This window comes from Paraburkholderia sp. BL27I4N3 (genome assembly GCF_003386115.1).
GTDB lineage: Bacteria > Pseudomonadota > Gammaproteobacteria > Burkholderiales > Burkholderiaceae > Paraburkholderia.
The window spans coordinates 6013689-6031392 of record NZ_QREJ01000001.1 but is presented as its reverse complement, the minus strand read 5'-3'; the positions used below and the strand labels follow the sequence as shown (position 1 = coordinate 6031392).

At 63.1% G+C, this 17704-nt stretch carries 13 protein-coding genes; 5 read left to right on the top strand and 8 right to left on the bottom strand.

Annotation, left to right across the window (positions count from 1 at the left end; translation table 11 throughout):
• Window positions 1-307: 307 nt before the first annotated feature.
• On the top strand, window positions 308-496 hold the full coding sequence (locus tag B0G71_RS27405) for a DUF2970 domain-containing protein (RefSeq protein ID WP_012426405.1): 189 nt from the start codon (window positions 308-310) through the stop codon (window positions 494-496).
• 32 nt (window positions 497-528) lie between these two features.
• Here B0G71_RS27405 and B0G71_RS27400 read toward each other — a convergent pair whose 3' ends face one another.
• From B0G71_RS27400 to B0G71_RS27390, 3 genes are all read right to left on the bottom strand, one after another.
• Window positions 529-1944, bottom strand: a complete 1416-nt coding sequence (locus B0G71_RS27400) for a PLP-dependent aminotransferase family protein (protein WP_116145716.1) — start codon at window positions 1942-1944, stop codon at window positions 529-531.
• Between the two features lie 221 nt (window positions 1945-2165).
• Entirely contained in the window at window positions 2166-3626 is a 1461-nt protein-coding gene (gabD, locus tag B0G71_RS27395; protein ID WP_116145714.1) for an NADP-dependent succinate-semialdehyde dehydrogenase, read from the bottom strand.
• Window positions 3627-3636: 10 nt separating this feature from the next.
• Entirely contained in the window at window positions 3637-4920 is a 1284-nt protein-coding gene (locus B0G71_RS27390; RefSeq protein WP_116145712.1) for a 4-aminobutyrate--2-oxoglutarate transaminase, read from the bottom strand.
• Window positions 4921-5043: 123 nt separating this feature from the next.
• Between B0G71_RS27390 and B0G71_RS27385 the strand changes: the two genes are divergently transcribed.
• Window positions 5044-6549 carry a PLP-dependent aminotransferase family protein gene (locus B0G71_RS27385; RefSeq protein ID WP_116145710.1) on the top strand — a complete coding sequence of 502 codons (1506 nt, stop codon included), beginning with the start codon at window positions 5044-5046 and terminating at the stop codon, window positions 6547-6549.
• Between the two features lie 17 nt (window positions 6550-6566).
• Here the strand turns inward: B0G71_RS27385 and B0G71_RS27380 are convergent, their stop codons facing one another.
• The 5 genes from B0G71_RS27380 to phnC all read right to left on the bottom strand — a co-directional run bounded on the left by B0G71_RS27380 (window position 6567) and on the right by phnC (window position 10480).
• On the bottom strand, window positions 6567-7139 hold the full coding sequence (locus B0G71_RS27380; protein ID WP_116145708.1) for a PIN domain-containing protein: 573 nt from the start codon (window positions 7137-7139) through the stop codon (window positions 6567-6569).
• Window positions 7140-7142: 3 nt separating this feature from the next.
• Window positions 7143-7601: a helix-turn-helix domain-containing protein gene (locus tag B0G71_RS27375; RefSeq protein ID WP_116145707.1), complete on the bottom strand. Its 459-nt coding sequence runs from the start codon at window positions 7599-7601 to the stop codon at window positions 7143-7145.
• Between the two features lie 115 nt (window positions 7602-7716).
• Window positions 7717-8559 carry a phosphonate ABC transporter, permease protein PhnE gene (gene phnE, locus B0G71_RS27370; RefSeq protein WP_116145705.1) on the bottom strand — a complete coding sequence of 281 codons (843 nt, stop codon included), beginning with the start codon at window positions 8557-8559 and terminating at the stop codon, window positions 7717-7719.
• Window positions 8556-9533: a phosphonate ABC transporter substrate-binding protein gene (gene phnD, locus B0G71_RS27365; protein WP_116145703.1), complete on the bottom strand. Its 978-nt coding sequence runs from the start codon at window positions 9531-9533 to the stop codon at window positions 8556-8558. Before phnD ends, phnE begins: the two co-directional genes overlap by 4 nt.
• 41 nt (window positions 9534-9574) lie before the next feature.
• Entirely contained in the window at window positions 9575-10480 is a 906-nt protein-coding gene (gene phnC / locus B0G71_RS27360) for a phosphonate ABC transporter ATP-binding protein (RefSeq protein ID WP_116145701.1), read from the bottom strand.
• Window positions 10481-10771: 291 nt separating this feature from the next.
• Between phnC and B0G71_RS27355 the strand changes: the two genes are divergently transcribed.
• The 3 genes from B0G71_RS27355 to B0G71_RS27345 all read left to right on the top strand — a co-directional run bounded on the left by B0G71_RS27355 (window position 10772) and on the right by B0G71_RS27345 (window position 17614).
• On the top strand, window positions 10772-11806 hold the full coding sequence (locus tag B0G71_RS27355; protein ID WP_106277200.1) for a M14 family zinc carboxypeptidase: 1035 nt from the start codon (window positions 10772-10774) through the stop codon (window positions 11804-11806).
• Window positions 11803-12603, top strand: coding sequence for an alpha/beta fold hydrolase (locus tag B0G71_RS27350; protein ID WP_116145700.1), 801 nt, complete (start codon window positions 11803-11805; stop codon window positions 12601-12603). Before B0G71_RS27355 ends, B0G71_RS27350 begins: the two co-directional genes overlap by 4 nt.
• 169 nt (window positions 12604-12772) lie before the next feature.
• Entirely contained in the window at window positions 12773-17614 is a 4842-nt protein-coding gene (locus B0G71_RS27345; RefSeq protein ID WP_116145698.1) for an NAD-glutamate dehydrogenase, read from the top strand.
• The last annotated feature ends 90 nt before the right edge of the window (window positions 17615-17704 follow it).

Sequence of the window (17704 nt, the reverse complement as noted above, 5' to 3'; positions counted from 1 at the left end):
TACATGGCGCAGTCTGGCTGAGCGTCGGTTTCGTTGGAAGGAGCCGCGGTTGCGTCGGCATCGACACATGACGTGCCGCGCCGGTTCGAGGGCTTCTGGCGAACGATAGAGGCAATGGCGGCCGCTGAAAAGCAGCAGATGCCGCTGAAAACACGCTAGCAGATGGTGAGCGAACCGGCGGCCCGCGGGCCGGACAGAAGCGCAAGACTGCTGGGCTGGAATTGATCGCAACTGCTACTGTTTTGGGTGAGCAGACGGGTTCAGACTATCGCGTGAGATACAACAAACCTGCCTTGAAGGTGACGCGATGGACCTCTTGAAGATGACGCGAATCGTACTGTGGAGTTTTTTCGGCATTCGCCGCGGCGCCTCGCATCAAGCCGACATGGCGGGCGTCAAGCTGCCCCTGCTGCCGCTAGTCGCGGTAGTTCTCGCCGCCGGATTCGGCGCGACGCTGTTCGCACTCGCGCGGCTTGCGGTCAACGTAGCGCATTGACGCTTGCGGTGTGCTCACAGGGAGCGCGTGGTTCATCGGCTCGCCTGCTCGAGCAGCGAGCCCAGTGTTTGGACAGCGCTCTCCGTGCTGTCGCTCCACGGATGACCGAAGTTCAAGCGGATATGATTCCGGAATTCGTGTCGCGCGGAGAAGATCGGACCCGGCGCGATGCTGATGCCGTTCTCTAGCGCAAGGCGGTGCAATTGCATCGCGTCGACATGCGACGGCAGCCGCAGCCACAGAAAATAGCCGCCGGACGGCAGCGTCCAATGCGAATCCTTCGGCATGTAGCGGCGAAGCGCGGTGTCCATCGAGGCGAGCTGATTGCGGAACGCACCGCGCAGCTTCCGCAGATGCTTGTCGTACCCGCCGTGCTGCAAATAGTCCGCTATCGCTGCCTGCGCGGGAATGCTGGCCGACAACGTGGTCATCAGCTTCAGGCGCTGCACCTTCTCGGCGAAGCGTCCCGCGGCGACCCATCCAATGCGGTATCCCGGTGCGAGCGTCTTCGAAAATGAACTGCAGTGCATCACGAGCCCCTTCGTGTCGAAGGCGATGGCGGGCAGCGGGTAGGTCGCCGCATGATGCAGTTCGCCGTACACGTCATCCTCGATAAGCGGCACGTCACGCTGGGCCAGAAGTTCGACCAGCGCTTTCTTCTTCTCCTGCGACATCGCCGCGCCGGTCGGATTCTGATAGTTGGTCATGAACCAGCATGCGCGGATAGGATGCTTATCAAGGGCATCCGAGAGCGCTTGCAAATCGATGCCCGAAACAGGATCGACCGGAATCTCGACCGCCCGCAGATCGAGGCGCTCGATGGCCTGCAGGGCCGCATAGAATCCGGGCGACTCGATCGCGACCACGTCGCCCGGGCGCGTGACGGCCATCAAACACAGGTTCAATGCTTCCAGCGCGCCGTTGGTGACGACAAGCTGCTCCATCGGCTGAGCAATGCCCATCCCCATGTAACGCAACGATATCTGGCGGCGCAACGGCTCATTGCCCGGCGGAAGATCGACGACGGTGCTCCACGGACTGATCAAACGGCTCGAATGCCCGAGCGATCTGGCCAGACGCTGAAGCGGAAAAAGTTGCGGAGACGGAAAGGCCGAACCAAACGGCACCACATTGGGATGCTTCGCGGCTTCGAGCACCGAGAAGACGAGATCGCTGATCTCGACCCTGGCGGACTCCAGAGCGGCTTGCGGTCGGGGCGCCGGTTTGTGTTCGAGCGCGGCGCCCGGCGCGACGTAGTAGCCCGAGCGTTCACGTGCTCGAATCAAGCCCCACTCTTCGAGCAGGTAATAGGCGCGAAACACGGTGGACTGGCTCACGCCGTGCTGTGTGGTGAGATGCCGCAGCGACGGCATACGCGAGCCGACTGGCCGGCTGCCCGAGCGAATTTCATCGGCCATGGTGTTGGCCAGCATTTCGAAGCGTTTCATTTAACGGTCGTTATTCGGCTGCGTACACCGCGGTCAAGTGCCGCAATTGTGCCAGCAGTTTAACGACAGGCTTGGCGGAATGGGGATCCGTTTGTGTTCCCGGCGTCACAGCGGACGTTGCCACGACACAGCGGGTCAGTCGCCGTAGAGCCGACAAAAAAACGGCCACGCCGGATATGCCGACGTGGCCGCTTCGCACTTTCTCATTTAAAGCTGTGCGTTCAGATCCCGCCGACGCACATGTACTTGATCACCACATAATCGTCGATGCCGTAATGCGAACCTTCGCGACCCAGGCCCGATTGCTTGACGCCGCCGAACGGCGCGACTTCGTTCGAGATGAGGCCCGTGTTGATGCCGACCATGCCGTATTCGAGCGCTTCCGCGACACGCCAGACGCGGCCGATATCGCGGCTATAGAAGTACGACGCCAGGCCGAACTCGGTGTCGTTCGCGAGGCCGATCACTTCTTCGTCCGACGAGAAGCGGAACAGCGGCGCGAGCGGTCCGAAGGTTTCATCGCGTGCGACCTTCATGGCGGGCGTGACATCGGCGAGCACGGTCGGCTCGAAGAAGCCATGACCGAGCGCATGACGCTTGCCGCCGGTGACGATGCGCGCGCCTTTGGCAAGCGCGTCTTCGATATGCGACTCCACCTTGAGCACGGCCGCTTCGTTGATCAGCGGACCTTGCGTGACGCCTTCTTCGGTGCCCTGGCCAACCTTGAGCTGTTCGACGGCGACGCGCAGTTTCTCGGCGAACGCATCGTAGACCTTGTCATGCACGTAGAAACGGTTCGTGCATACGCAAGTCTGGCCGCTGTTGCGATACTTCGATGCAATCGCGCCGGCCACCGCGGCGTCCAGATCCGCGTCGTCGAATACGATGAAAGGCGCATTGCCGCCGAGTTCGAGCGACACCTTCTTGACCGTCGGCGCGCACTGCGCCATGAGCAAACGGCCGACCGGCGTCGAGCCGGTGAACGACAGCTTGCGCACGATCGGATTGCCGGTCATTTCCGCGCCGATCGCTTTCGGCTCGCCGGTCACGACGTTGAACACGCCGCGCGGCACGCCGGCGCGTTCGGCGAGCACCGCGAGGGCGAGCGCGGAGAGCGGCGTGGCCTCAGCCGGTTTGACGATGATCGGGCAGCCAGCCGCGAGCGCCGGACCGACCTTGCGGGTGATCATCGCAGCCGGGAAATTCCACGGCGTGATGGCCGCGCAAACGCCGATCGGCTCTTTCGTCACGACGATGCGTTTGTCGTTGGCCGGCGTCGGGATCGTGTCGCCGTTCACGCGCTTGCCTTCTTCGGCGAACCATTCGAGGAACGACGCCGCGTACTGGATTTCGCCCCTGGCTTCGGCGAGCGGCTTGCCCTGTTCCGTGGTGAGGATCTTCGCCAGGTCGTCGGCGTTCTCCATCATCAGGTCGTGCCATTTGCGCAGGATCACCGCGCGTTGCTTGGCGGTCGTGGCGCGCCATGCGGGCCACGCGGCGTTCGCCGTGTCGATGGCGCGGCGTGTCTCCGCCGTGCCCATGCGCGGCACTGTCGCGATCGTTTCGCCCGTGGCGGGATTTTTCACTTCGAAGGTCGTGCCGTCGTCCGCGCCTTGCCATTCGCCCGCGATATACGCGTGGCTTTTCAGCAGCGACGGGTCCTTCAAACTCAACGTGATCATGTGGGTTTCCTTAAGCCGCGACGGTGACGCTGTCCTTGATCACGTCTTCGAGAATCGCCATGGCTTCGTCGAAGACCGCGTCTTGAATCGTCAGCGGGAACAGGAAGCGCACCACGTTCGAATAGACGCCGCACACCAGCAGCAGCAAGCCGCGTTCGAGCGCGCGCGTCTGCACGCGTTTGGTGAACTCCGCATCCGGCTCCGTGCCGCCCGCCTTGCAGAACTCGACGGCGACCATGCCGCCGGGGCCGCGCACATCGGCGATTTGCGGCACGTCGCTTTGCAGCGCGATCAGCTTGGCTTTGACGCGATCACCTAGCGCCGTGGCGCGCTCGCAGAGTTTCTCTTCGTCGATGATATCGAGCACCGCATGCGCGGCGGCCACCGCCAGAGGATTGCCCGCATACGTGCCGCCGAGGCCGCCAGGCGCCGCGGCGTCCATCACGTCCGCGCGGCCGATCACGCCCGACAGCGGCATGCCGCCGGCGAGACTCTTGGCGACCGTCATCAGATCGGGCACTACGTCGTAATGGTGCATGGCAAACAGCTTGCCGGTTCGCGCGAAGCCCGTTTGCACTTCGTCGGCGATCAGCAGGATGCCGTGTTCGTTGCACAGCTTGCGCAAGGCGCGCACGAATTCGGCGGGCGCCGGATAGAAGCCGCCTTCGCCCTGAACCGGTTCGAAGATGATCGCGGCGACGCGCTTCGGATCGATGTCGGCCTTGAAGAGGAATTCGATGGCCTTCAGCGAGTCGGCCGTGGTCACGCCGTGCAGCGGATTCGGGAACGGCGCATGGAACACGTCCGACGGGAACGGGCCAAAGCCGATCTTGTACGGCGCGACCTTGCCGGTCAGCGCCATGCCCATCAGCGTGCGGCCATGGAACCCGCCGGTGAAGGCGATCACGCCCGGACGGCCGGTTGCGGCGCGGGCGATCTTGATGGCGTTTTCGACGGCTTCGGCGCCGGTCGTGAAGAACGCGGTTTTCTTCGGATGGTCGCCCGGTGCGCGCTCGTTGAGCTTCTCGGCCAGTTCGACATACGACGCGTACGGCACGATCTGATACGCCGTGTGGGTGAAGTGATCGAGCTGGTCGCGAATCGCGGCGAGGATCTTCGGATGACGATGGCCGGTGTTGCACACGGCGATGCCGGCGGCGAAGTCGATGAAACGGCGGCCCTCGACGTCCCACAGTTCCGCGTTTTCAGCGCGCTCGGCGTAGAAATCGCACATCACCCCGACGCCGCGCGGCGTGGCGGCGTCTTTACGGCTTTTCAGTTCTGCGTTCTTCATGGTCATCTCCTTCGCTCCTCGGTTTTTGCGGACGCCGCGCGCTCAGCGCAGCACATGCAGCGACTATAATGAGATTTGGCTCTTAACTTCAGAGCCATTTCAATAAAAATGTAGGAGCCAATCATGCGCGCGAGCGTTTTGTCCGACTGGCTGGCGCAGCGCCTCGACCGCGGCAACGGTCAGCCGATCTATCGCCAGTTGCACCGGCTGTTGCAGCAGGCGATCCTGTCGCGCGAATTGCCGCCGGGCAGCAAGGTGCCATCGTCGCGGTTGCTGGCGCAGGAGTTGGGCATTGGGCGCAACACCGTCACGCAGGTGTATGAGCAGCTCGTACTCGAAGGTTATGTCAGTTCAGCGACCGGACGCGGCACGTTTGTCGCCGACAGTGCGCCGGACGAGATCGTCGGCGTGCCCGATGCCGAGCCGCCCGCCACGCGTTCCGAGCCGGCGCCGCAGCAGGCGCGGCGCGCGCTTTCCACGCGCGGCGCGCGGTTGATCGCCGGAGCGGGCGTGTCCAAGCGGCAGTGGGGCGCCTTCATGCCTGGCGTGCCCGACGTCACGAAGTTTCCGGCGCGCGTCTGGAGCCGCCTGCACAATAAATATTGGCGGCGGCTGCGCCCGGACCTGCTGACGTATGCGCCGGGCGGCGGCCTGGCTTCGCTGCGGCACGCGCTGGCCGATTATCTGCGCACCTCGCGCTCGGTGCGCTGCACGCCGGAGCAGATCATCATCACGACCGGAATTCACCAGTCAGTCGATCTGGCTGTGCGCCTGCTGTCCGATCCGAGCGACGTGATCTGGACCGAAGACCCCTGTTATTGGGGCGTGCGCAGCGTGCTGCACGTGTCCGGCCTGGAATCGCGGCCGATCGCCGTCGACGAGGAAGGCATCAATCCTTCCGCCGACGACCTCGCGCAGCCGCCGAAGCTGATGCTCGTCACGCCGTCGCATCAATACCCGCTCGGCATGGTGATGAGTCTCGCGCGGCGCCGCATGCTGCTCGAATACGCGCGGCAGAACCAGTGCTGGATCATCGAGGACGACTACGACAGCGAATACCGCTATGGCAGCCGGCCGTTGGCTTCGTTGCAGGGTCTGGATACGTCGGGGCAGGTGATTTACGTGGGCAGCTTCGGCAAGACGCTGTTTCCTGGCTTGCGCATCGGCTACCTCGTGGTGCCGGAAGCGCTGGCGGAGAGCTTTGCCACGGCGAGCGCCGAGTTGTATCGCGAGGGGCAGTTGCTGCAGCAGGCGATGCTCGCGGAGTTCATCGCCGAAGGGCATTTCACGTCGCATATCCGCAAGATGCGCACGTTGTACGGGCAGCGCCGGCAGACGCTGCTGGACGCCGCCGCGCAGCGTTACGGCGACGCGTTGCCGGCGGTGGGCGGCGACGCCGGTCTGCATCTCGTGATGCAGTTGCCCGATGGCAGCGATGACCGGCGGGTCGCAGCCGCCGCGCTGGAGCGCAATATCGTCGTGCGGCCGTTGTCGGGGTATTACGCGCAGCCGTTGCTGGCGCCGTCGGGTTTGCTGATCGGTTACGCGTGCGTGCCGGATGAGGAGATCGCGCCGGCGTTCAACACGCTGGCCGATGCGATCGATGCGACGCTGCCGGAGTTTGTGTGAGGGGGAGCGCGTTTTGTTCAGATAGCGATGCTATAGGGCCGAACAGCCGAGACAGTTTGCGTGAGACCGAGGCTGGCCAAAGTGTCGAGATACTCGTCGACGGATTTTGGTGGGTTTTTTAACGATTTTCTGTGCTCGGCCATTGCTTCGAGCACCTTCGCCTGGTTGAGGTCGAACAGATCGGCGATGAAGTCGTCCGGATGTTGCGCGGTTACGTTGAACGTACTCAAGGCGGCAGCAGGAAAGTCTCTCAGATTGAACGTGACAATAAGCTCGGCCCCGCAATGGACCGCAGCGGCGACGACGTGTGCATCAGCGGGGTCCGGCAACTCGATAGCCGCTATCAAATGCTCGAAGTTTTCGACCAATGCGTCGCGAACATGGGCGTCCATGAGTTCGCGAACGCGATAGATTTTGGCGCGATCCAGGTCCGGACGGTTTGCGATCAGGTTGCGTACCCATTCGTCATGGATAGCGCGAGTCCAACGCGCGCGGAAGAGATCAGTCAGCGCCAGACGCATCAACAGGTCACGCAATGGTTGGGAGTACAGAACGCAAGCGTCGTAGACAGCGGTGAAATGTGACGACATCGGCTATTCCAGACCCATGTCCTGTGACAATGCCGCCATTTCGTCCAGCGCGTTGCGCCGTTGTGTATCAATGCGATTCCTGTAGGCCATCACGTCTTCGTACCGTACGCGCCGGTGAGTGTTCACCTTGCGGAACGGAATCTCTTTCTTCTCCAGCAACTGCACGAAGTAGGGTCGAGACACGTTCAGGAGATCGGCAGCTTCCTGCGTGGTCAGTTCGGCGTGAATCGGAATGATAGAGACGGCGTTCCCCTGGCCGATCTCAGTCAGAACATCGACCATCAGCCGCACGACCGACGTAGGCAACTCGACGGTGCGCGTTTGGCCCCTGTCGTCCTTGAAGTCGAACTGCTGTGTCTCGGCGCGGCTGGACAGCACCACAGACAGATTCCGGCTGGAGGTGCGGGCAAGCTCGGCCTCCTGTTGGGACGGAAGCGGGGTGGGATGGATGGTGGTGTTCATGGCGCGACTCGGCTCCTTCGATTTCGTCATTCTAAATCGAAATATTCGAAATCGCAATAAACGAAACGGAGCGAAGGGGCGGGAAAGCGGCCGTCGGCCGTCAGGCCGCCAACTTTCAGGTCACGCGCTCGCGCAGCCACGCCGAAACGAGGTCGATCACTGTCACCACCACGATCACCATGATCATCACCGCGGCCGTTTGCGCATAGTTGAACGAGCGGATCGCTTCGTACAACACCACGCCGATGCCGCCCGCGCCGACCATGCCCACCACCATCGCCGAGCGCACGTTCGATTCGAAGCGATACAACGCGTACGAGATCCACAACGGCAGCACTTGCGGCAGCACGCCGTAAATGATCTCGTCGAGACTGGTCGCGCCGGTGGCGCGCACGCCTTCGGCAGGGCGCGGATCGATGGCCTCGACCGCTTCGGCGAACAGCTTGGCGAGCACGCCAGTGGTGTGCACCCACAGCGCCAGCACACCCGCAAAAGGACCGAGCCCGACCGCGACGATAAACAGCATCGCGAAGACCATCTCATTGATCGCGCGGCACGCGTCCATGATGCGGCGCATGGGCTGCACGATCCACATCGGCGCCATGTTGTGGGCGGACATCAGTCCGCACGGCACCGCGCATACGAGCGAAAGCGCGGTGCCCCACACCGCCACCGAGAGCGTCACGTACATCTCGTGCAGATAGCTGCGCCATTCGGTGAAGTCGGGCGGAAAGAAATCCTTGGCGAACTGGCCCATGTTGCCGGAGTCGCTGAGCAGATCCAGCGGACGCATGTCGGCCCCGTGCCATGCGCCGCCCAACACCGCAAGCACCGCGATCCAGCCGACGAGCGAGAGCCAGCTACGCTTGCCGGCCGCCGGCGCGGGATGACGCGCCGCCTGGGCGTCGAGCGCTTCGCTCGCGCGCCCCGGCGACGTGATCAGATCGACCGTGTTCATTGCTTCGATTGCGCGATATTCAGCGCGCTCAGCTTCGCGTCGAGTGCGGCCAACTGGGTCTTGCGATCGTCATCGGAGAGATGCGTGTCGCTCGCGATCTTCTGCTTCTGCTGGAACAACGCGACCTGGCGGATCGGCAGCAACTGCGCATCCGACGATGCCGCGAAACCGCCGTAGCCGAAAATGCCGGCCATTACCGCCTTTTCGTGTGCATCGGTCTTCGCATAGTTGACGAAGAAGTTGCGCAGCTTGTCCTTGGTGGCTTGCGGCAGATCCTTGCGCCACACGATCGGGTCCGACGGAATCAACGGCGAGGTCCACAGCACGCGCACTTGCGCGAACTTGTCCGGATGCTGCTTCTTCAAGGAATCGAGCATTTCCGTATTGTTGGTCGCGATATCGATCTTGTTGTTCACGACGGCAAGCAGATTCGCCTCATGGCTGGAAGGCAGTACGGTCTTGAACGACGTATTGACCGGCGTGTTGTGCTGGGCGAACAGGTAGTAGCCGGGAATCAGCGTGCCGGACGTCGAGTTGGGATCGCCGAAGCCGAGCGTGACATCCTTCGTATTCTTGAATACATCGTCGAGCGTTTTGAAGCGGCTGTTCACGTTGGTGATCAACACGGATTTATATCCGGCGTCGCCATTCGCGTACACGGTCTTGGCAAACACCTCGCCTTGCGAACGATCCACCGCTTCGATCGCCGACGCATTGCCGAGATACGCAACCTGGACCTTGTTGAAACGCATGCCTTCGATAATGCCGGCGTAGTCCGTCGCGAAGAACGCCTTGACGTTCAGCCCGGTTTGCCTGTTCATGTCCTGAATCAGCGGTTCCCAGCGCTGTTTCAGCACGGACGACGAATCGGTCGAAATGATGCCGAGATTCAGGTCTTCCGCTTGCGCGGTGGCGACAGCGGCAAGGGTCGCCGCGCCGACGGCCAGTGTGATCAATGAACGCAGGAATTTCATTGTTTGAGATCCGGTTGAGTTGACAGAACGAATGGGCGCGCTCAGTTCGAGTGCGCCGGATTGAGTGCGAACGCGTAGCGCATGGAGGCGGGCGCGGTGTCCTGAAGTGGTGTGCCGCCGTTAGCGGTTTTCGTGTCGAGATCGTCCGCGCTTATAGCGGCTTCGTCGAGCAACTCGCGGGCGTCGTCGCCGTAGAGTTTCTTGAGCAACGCAGGCGTGAGCGCGGCGGAAGGTCCGTCGTAGACCACCTTGCCGCGGCGCAGCGCAATCGTGCGCGGGCAGTACTGCATCGCGATGTCGACCTGATGCAGCGAAACCAGCACCGTGAGTTGATGCTCGACGTTCAGCGTGCGCAGCATCTCCATCACGCGGCGTGCCGACTCGGGGTCGAGCGAGGCGATCGGTTCATCGGCGAGCACGATACGCGCGCGTTGCACCAGCGCACGGGCAAGCGCGGCGCGCTGCTGCTGGCCGCCGGAGAGATTGGCGGCGCGTTCGCGCGCATGTTCGCCGATGCCGACTTCGTTCAACGCAGCCATCGACAACGCCCGCTCGGCGCGCGGAAAACGGCCGCAGAGTCGACGCCACAACGGCAAGCGCGCGAGCGCGCCGATCAACACGTTGCTCTCGACGGAGAGACGGTTCACCAGATTGAATTGCTGAAACACGAAGCCGATATCGCGGCGAATGCTGCGCACCTCCCGCACAATGCGGCCGTTCTGCTGAATGGGCCGACCCAGAATCGAGATCTGCGACGGCTGCGCATCCGAAGCGGTGAAGCCCGCGATATGACGCAGCAACGTCGACTTGCCGGACCCCGAGGCGCCGATCAACGCAACCATTTCGCCCGGTTCGACGCGCAGATCGATTTCGTCCAGCGCCTTGCGGCCATTGCTGAACGTCTTGCTCAACCGTTCGATGCGTATTGCTTCCCGAATTGCTTCCATGACTACCCCTTGATGCATCCCGCCGCTGCCGGCATGTGTGGGGCTCATTCTAGGAAGCGTCTGTGACGGTTGAGTGAAGGCATCGCAACGTCTAGACGACTATATCTATCCGTGTCTTTTTTGCGTCGCCGGCAAGGCAGATTGGAGTCAATCGTTCGAATGGAAAATGACATGCATGTGACAGGATTTGCGTGGACCGGCGCCGCTTCAGCATGAGCGTCGCCGGCCAGGCTATATTGCGTCAATCGGTGTGCCGTCCCCATTAACCTTGCAATTGCTTGCGACATCGTCATGCAGCCTCTGAGCTTCCTTCCCGACAGTTTTGCGGAGTACGAAGATCTCAGGACGATCCTCGAGCAGGGCAGTGCGAGCTTCGCAATCCGCACCGTCTGCGAGACGACGGTGCGCGGCCGGCACTTCGCCGTGCAGACCGCGAGCATCGGCTCCACCGACCCGCAAGCGCCGGCAATCGGCTTTTTCGGCGGCATTCACGGGCTTGAGCGGATCGGCTCGCAACTCGTGCTCGACTACATGCGCGCGCTGCTTGCGCGGCTCGAATGGGACGAACTGCTGGTGCGCCAATTGCAGTCGATTCGTCTGATCTTTATGCCGATCGTCAATCCGGGCGGCATGTGGGCGGCCACGCGCGCCAACCCGAACGGCGTCGACCTGATGCGCAACGCGCCGCAGAACGCCGACGAACGCGTGCCGCTGCTGGCGGGCGGCCAGCGCGTGGGCGCCTGGCTGCCGTGGTATCGCGGCCGTGAGGGCGAGCCAATGGAGCCTGAGGCCTCGGCGTTGCTGCGGGTGGTCGAAACCGAGCTGGCCACGCGGCCGTTGAGCATCGCGCTCGATTGCCACTCCGGCTACGGCTGGAGCGACAGCATCTGGTTTCCGTACGCACGCACCCGCAAAGTGATGCCGCATCTGCCGGAAATGTACGTGCTGAAAACCATGTTCGAACGCGCGCATCCCCATCATGGCTACGCGTTCGAGCCGCAGAGCCATCAATATCTGTTGCACGGCGATCTGTGGGACTTCGCTTACGACCGCGCGCCCGCGCCCAACGTCTTTCTGCCCATGACCCTCGAACTCGGCTCCTGGCTGTGGATCAAGAAAAATCCGCGCCAGTTGTTTTCGCGTCAGGGCATGTTCAATCCGGTGAAGGCGCATCGCACGGCGCGCGTGCTGCGGCGTCACGCGAACCTGCTCGACTTTCTGGCGCGCGCGGCCTTTTCGTCGCAACGCTGGCTGCCGCAAGGCAATCGTCGCGAGCAATTGCTGCAAAGCGCGATCGACCATTGGTATAACCCGGAAAGCGTATGAGCACGTGGATCCTGCTGCGCGGCCTCACGCGTGAAATCCGCCACTGGGGTCGCTTGCCCGGCTTGCTGCATGGCGCGCTCAATGAAGCGGCCCCTCAGGCGGGCGCGCCTCGCCGTCTGCTGCTGCTCGATCTGCCGGGCAACGGCGAATTCACGCATTTGCGCGCACCGTCGACGGTCGCCGACATGGTCGGCTTCGTGCGCAATGCTGCTCTGCAAAGCGGCATGCCGGGTCCCTATTGCGTGCTGGCCATGTCGCTCGGCGGCATGGTGGCGACAGACTGGGCGCAACGGCATCCCTACGAGATCGAACGGCTGGTGCTGATCAATACGAGCATGCGGCCGTTCAGCCAGATGCAGGAGCGCTTGCGTCCTTCCGCATGGTCTGGCCTGCTGGGCGTGGCCGCGCACTGGCGCGACGCGCCGCGTGCGGAACACGGCATTCATCGGCTGACGTGCAATAACGTGCAGACGCTGGGTGACGATCTCGACACCTGGAGCCGCATTCGCCGCAGCGCGCCCGTGAGCCGTGGCAATGCGTTACGGCAACTTTGGGCCGCGGCGCGTTTTACCGCAGGCACGGCGCGGCCGGAATGCCCGTTGCTGATCCTCTCTTCGCGGGTCGACAAGCTGGTCGACCCTGTCTGCTCGGCAAAGCTGGCGGCGGCGTGGGGGGCCCTGCATTGCGAGCATCCGTGGGCCGGCCACGACCTGCCGCACGACGATCCGGCGTGGACTAGCGAACAGGTTCGCGCATGGCTCGCGCAGGAGCACGCGGTTCCCCGGGCCGTGCTTTAAATAGCCGGGCATGCCGTAACGATGCATTCACCGGCAGCGGGTATAACCTAAGTGCCGTCGTCCGTCGCATGCCGGTCGTCAGGTGCATAATTCCCCTTCAGACGATGCATGCGAATCAAGCGAGTATCAGGCCATACCCGCCAATGCCGCCCAGCCGGGGGAGTTGATCATGCAAGCAAAGAACGAAGAAGCCGTTACGCACTTGCTGAACGATGTCGTCGAATTTGCACGAGGGCGATTGCCCGAGCCAACCTTCAAGGTCGTCGAGACCTTTCTGCGGCACTACTACGATTTCGTCGATGCGGACGACCTGCAAAGCCGCTCGATTGCCGATCTCTACGGCGCGGCACTCGCGCACTGGCAAACGGCGCAACGCTTTGTGCCGGGCGCCGAACGGCTGCGCGTCTATAACCCGATTCTCGAACAGCACGGCTGGCACTCCGATCACACGGTGATTGAGATCGTCAATGACGACATGCCGTTTCTGGTCGATTCCGTCTCGATGGCGGTCAACCGCCAGGGCCTTGCGCTGCATTCCGTTGTGCATCCGGTGTTTCGCATCTGGCGCGCGCCCGACGGCAGTATCGCGCGCTTGATCCAGGGCGCCGAAGAAGCGACCGATACGCGTTCGCAGTTGACGTCGTTCATCCACTTCGAAGTGGACCGTTGCGGCGACGCCGCAAAACTCGACGCGCTGCGTGACGAAATCGCCAAGGTATTGCGCGACGTGCGGGCGGCCGTCGAAGACTGGCCGAAGATCGTCGAACTCGCGCGCGTCACGATCAAAGGCATGAAAGCCGGCGAGGGCGGACCGGAAGGTCTGGAAGCCCGCGCGTTTCTCGAATGGATGGTGGCCGATCATTTCACCTTTCTCGGCCAGCGCGATTACGAACTGGTGCAGCACGACATCGGCTACGGTCTGCGCGCGGTGCCGGGTTCGGGTCTGGGCATTCTGCGCGATGCATTGCGGCCCGCCGGCGCCGCCGAGATCACGCCCTTGCCGCCGGCCGCCGCTGAGATCATTTCAGGTTCGTCGCCGATCTTTCTGACCAAGGCCAATTCACGGGCCACCGTGCACCGGCCGGGCTATCTCGACTATGTCGGCATCAAGCTGACCGGCGCGGACGGCAAGGTGACCGGTGAGCGGCGCTTCATCGGCCTATATACGTCGACGGCATATTTCGTGTCGGCCGCGGAGATTCCGATCGTGCGGCGCAAATGCGCGAATATCGTGAGACGAGCCGGTTTCCTGCCGAAAGGTCATCTGGCGAAATCGCTGGTCACGGTGCTCGAAACCTATCCACGCGACGAACTCTTTCAGGCCGAAGAGAATCAGCTCTACGATATCGCGCTAGGCGTGCTGCGTTTGCAGGAGCATCAGCGCACCCGGCTGTTCATACGGCGCGACCGTTTCGACCGGTTCGTGTCGTGCCTTGTGTTCGTGCCGCGCGACAAGTACAACACCGATCTGCGTCAACGCATTGCCAATCTGCTGGTCGACGCATTCAACGGCGAGAGTGTCGAGTTCACGCCGTTATTGTCGGAATCGACGCTGGCGCGCATTCACTTCGTGGTGCACGCGAAGCCGGGCGGCATGCCCAACGTCGATACGCGCGAACTGGAAGCGCGGCTCGTGCAGGTGGCACGCCGCTGGCAGGACGATCTCGCCGACGCATTGCTCGACGCCTTCGGGGAAGAGCAGGGCAACCGTCTGCTGCAACACTACAGCGATTCGTTTCCCGCCGGCTATCGCGACGACTATCCTGCCCGCACGGCGGTGCGCGATATCGAACTGATCGAACGCGTGCAAGGCAGCGAACGGCTCGCGATGAACCTGTATCGCCCGATCGAATCGGGCCCGCGCGCGTTTCGCTTCAAGGTGTATCGCGCGGGTTTGCCGATCGCCTTGTCGCGCAGTTTGCCGATGCTCGAACATCTCGGCGTGCGTGTCGATGAAGAGCGGCCCTATCTGATCGAGGCGATTGGCGCGACGCCCGCGTGGATTCACGACTTCGGGCTCGAACTCGCTGACGACGCCGAGTTCGACATTGAACGCGTCAAAGATCTCTTCGAAGAGGCCTTCGAAAAGGTCTGGACCGGCGCGATCGAAAGCGATGACTTCAATCGCCTCGTGTTGCGCGCGCAATTGAATGCGCGTGAGGTGACGATCCTGCGCGCGTACGCCAAGTATCTGCGGCAGGTCGGCTCGACCTTCAGCGACGCGTATATCGAGCGCGCGGTGACCGGCAATCCGGCGATCGCGCGCATGCTGGTCGAACTGTTCGTGGCCCGCTTCAACCCGGTATTGGGTGAGACGCGCGAGGCGCGCGTCGACGGCTGGCTCCATACGATCGACAGCGCGCTCGACCAGGTGCCGAATCTCGACGAAGACCGCATACTGCGGCAATTTCTCGGCGTCATCAAAGCGACCAAGCGGACCAACTACTATCGCTTCGACGCCGACGGCAAACCGAAGCCGTATCTCTCCTTCAAGTTCGACCCCGCACAAGTGCCCGGCTTGCCCGAACCGAAACCGATGTTCGAAATCTGGGTGTACTCGCCGCGCGTGGAAGGCGTGCATTTGCGTGGCGGCCGCGTGGCGCGCGGCGGTTTGCGCTGGTCGGACCGGCGTGAGGACTTCCGCACGGAAGTGTTGGGCCTGATGAAGGCGCAGATGGTGAAGAACGTGGTGATCGTGCCGGTCGGTTCGAAAGGCGGCTTCGTCGTGAAGAATCCGCCGCCGCAAACCGAACGCGACGCGTGGATGCGCGAAGGCATTGCGTGTTATCAGACCTTCCTGCGCGGCCTGCTCGACGTGACCGACAATCTCGCCGGCACGACTATCGTGCCGCCGCCCGACGTGGTGCGCCACGATCCCGACGATCCCTATCTGGTGGTCGCGGCCGACAAAGGCACGGCCACGTTTTCCGACTACGCGAACGCGATCTCACAGGAATACGGCTTCTGGCTCGACGATGCGTTTGCCTCGGGCGGCTCGGTCGGTTACGACCACAAGAAAATGGCCATCACCGCGCGCGGCGCGTGGGAGTCGGTGAAGCGGCACTTCCGCGAAATGGGCGTGGATACGCAGACCATGGACTTCACGGTGGTCGGCGTGGGCGATATGTCGGGCGATGTGTTCGGCAACGGCATGCTGCTGTCACCGCATATCAAGCTCGTGGCCGCGTTCGATCATCGGCATATTTTTCTCGACCCGAATCCCGATCCGGCGGTCAGTCTTGCCGAGCGCGGGCGTCTATTCGTTCTCGACCGTTCGAGTTGGGCCGACTACGATCCTTCGCTGATCTCGGCCGGCGGCGGCGTGTTTCCACGCAGCGCCAAGACCATTCCGCTCTCGCCGGCGGTGCAGTCGGTGCTCGGCATCAGCGCGGCGGCGCTCGCGCCCGCTGAACTGATGCGCGCGATCCTGCAGGCGCCGGTCGATCTGCTGTACAACGGCGGCATCGGCACGTACGTGAAGGCGAGCCGCGAAACGCATCTGCAAGTCGGCGACCGTGCCAACGACGCGATCCGTGTCAACGGTTCCGACCTGAGATGCAAGGTCGTGGCCGAAGGCGGCAATCTCGGGCTCACGCAACTCGGGCGCATCGAGTTCGCACAGCGCGGCGGCCGCATCAATACCGATGCGATCGACAACTCCGCTGGGGTGGACTGCTCGGACCACGAGGTCAACATCAAGATTCTGCTGGGCCTGGTCGTCTCCGACGGCGAGATGACGGAGAAGCAACGCAACGCGCTGCTCGCCGACATGACCGACGAAGTCGGTTTGCTCGTGCTGCAGGACAATTACTACCAGACGCAGGCGCTGTCGATTGCGGGCCGCTACGGCGTCGAATTGCTCGATGCGGAAGCGCGCCTGATGCGCTATCTCGAACGCGCGGGGCGGCTCAATCGCGTGATCGAGTTTCTGCCGACCGACGAAGAAGTCGCCGAACGACAGGCCGCCAAACAAGGACTCACCACGCCGGAGCGCGCGGTGCTGCTCGCCTACAGCAAGATGTGGCTCTACGACGCGCTGCTCGAATCGCCAATGCCGGAAGACCCGCTCGTCAGCGACATGCTGGTGGAGTATTTTCCGAAACCGTTGCGGCAGCGTTTCAGCGAGCCGATGCAACGCCACCCGCTGCGCCGCGAGATTCTTGCGACGCATCTGACTAACGCGTTAGTGAATCGCGTGGGTTGCGAGTTCGTGCATCGGCTGATGGAAGAAACCGATGCGCAACCTGGTGAGATCGTGCGGGCCATCATCATGGCGCGCGACGTGTTCAATCTCGACGATGTGTGGCGCAGTATCGACGCGCTCGACAACCGCGTCGCCGACGACATCCAGGCGCGCATGTTCGTCGAAGTCGCGCGGCTGGTCGAGCGCTCGGCGCTGTGGTTCCTGCGGCAATTGCAATCGGGCGCGGTCAGCGACCGCGACGTGGCCGGCCTGCTCGCGCGTTGCCGCGACGCGGCGCAACGCCTCGCGCCGCAATGGCCCGCGCTGTTGCCGAACGCCGATCTCGAAGCGCTCTCCGAGCGGCAGCGCGTATTCGCGGACGCCGGCGTGGATAGCGAGCTGGCGGTGCGAATCGCGAGCGGCGAGATCTCGGCTGCGTTGCTCGATATCGCCGAAGTGTCGTCCACCTGCGGACGCAGTCTCGAACTGGTGGCCGGCGTCTATTTCGCGCTCGGCACGCTGCTCAGTTCCAGCTGGATCAGCGAGCGCGCGGCCGCGTTGCCGGCGCCCACGCATTGGGACATGCTGGCGCGCGCCACGGCGGTGGCCGACATCGCGCGTCTCAAACGCGCGTTGACGACGAGCGCATTGGCCGGCGCCGATGAAACCTCCACGCCCGAGGCGCTGGTCGAGGCATGGCGTGAGAAGCGCACCGCGCAACTGGAGCGCTACGAGCGCCTGCTGGCTGACCTTCGGGCCACCGGCGGTGCGAGCCTGTCGATGCTGCTGGTGATCGTGCGTGAAATGGCGGCGCTCGAAAGAGCGTAACGAGGCTTGAGGCGAAGGAAGGCGAACGAGGTAGAGCGCAAGCGGAGCACGTTGCAAACAACACCCGGGTTGGACGCATGCCGCCCGGCA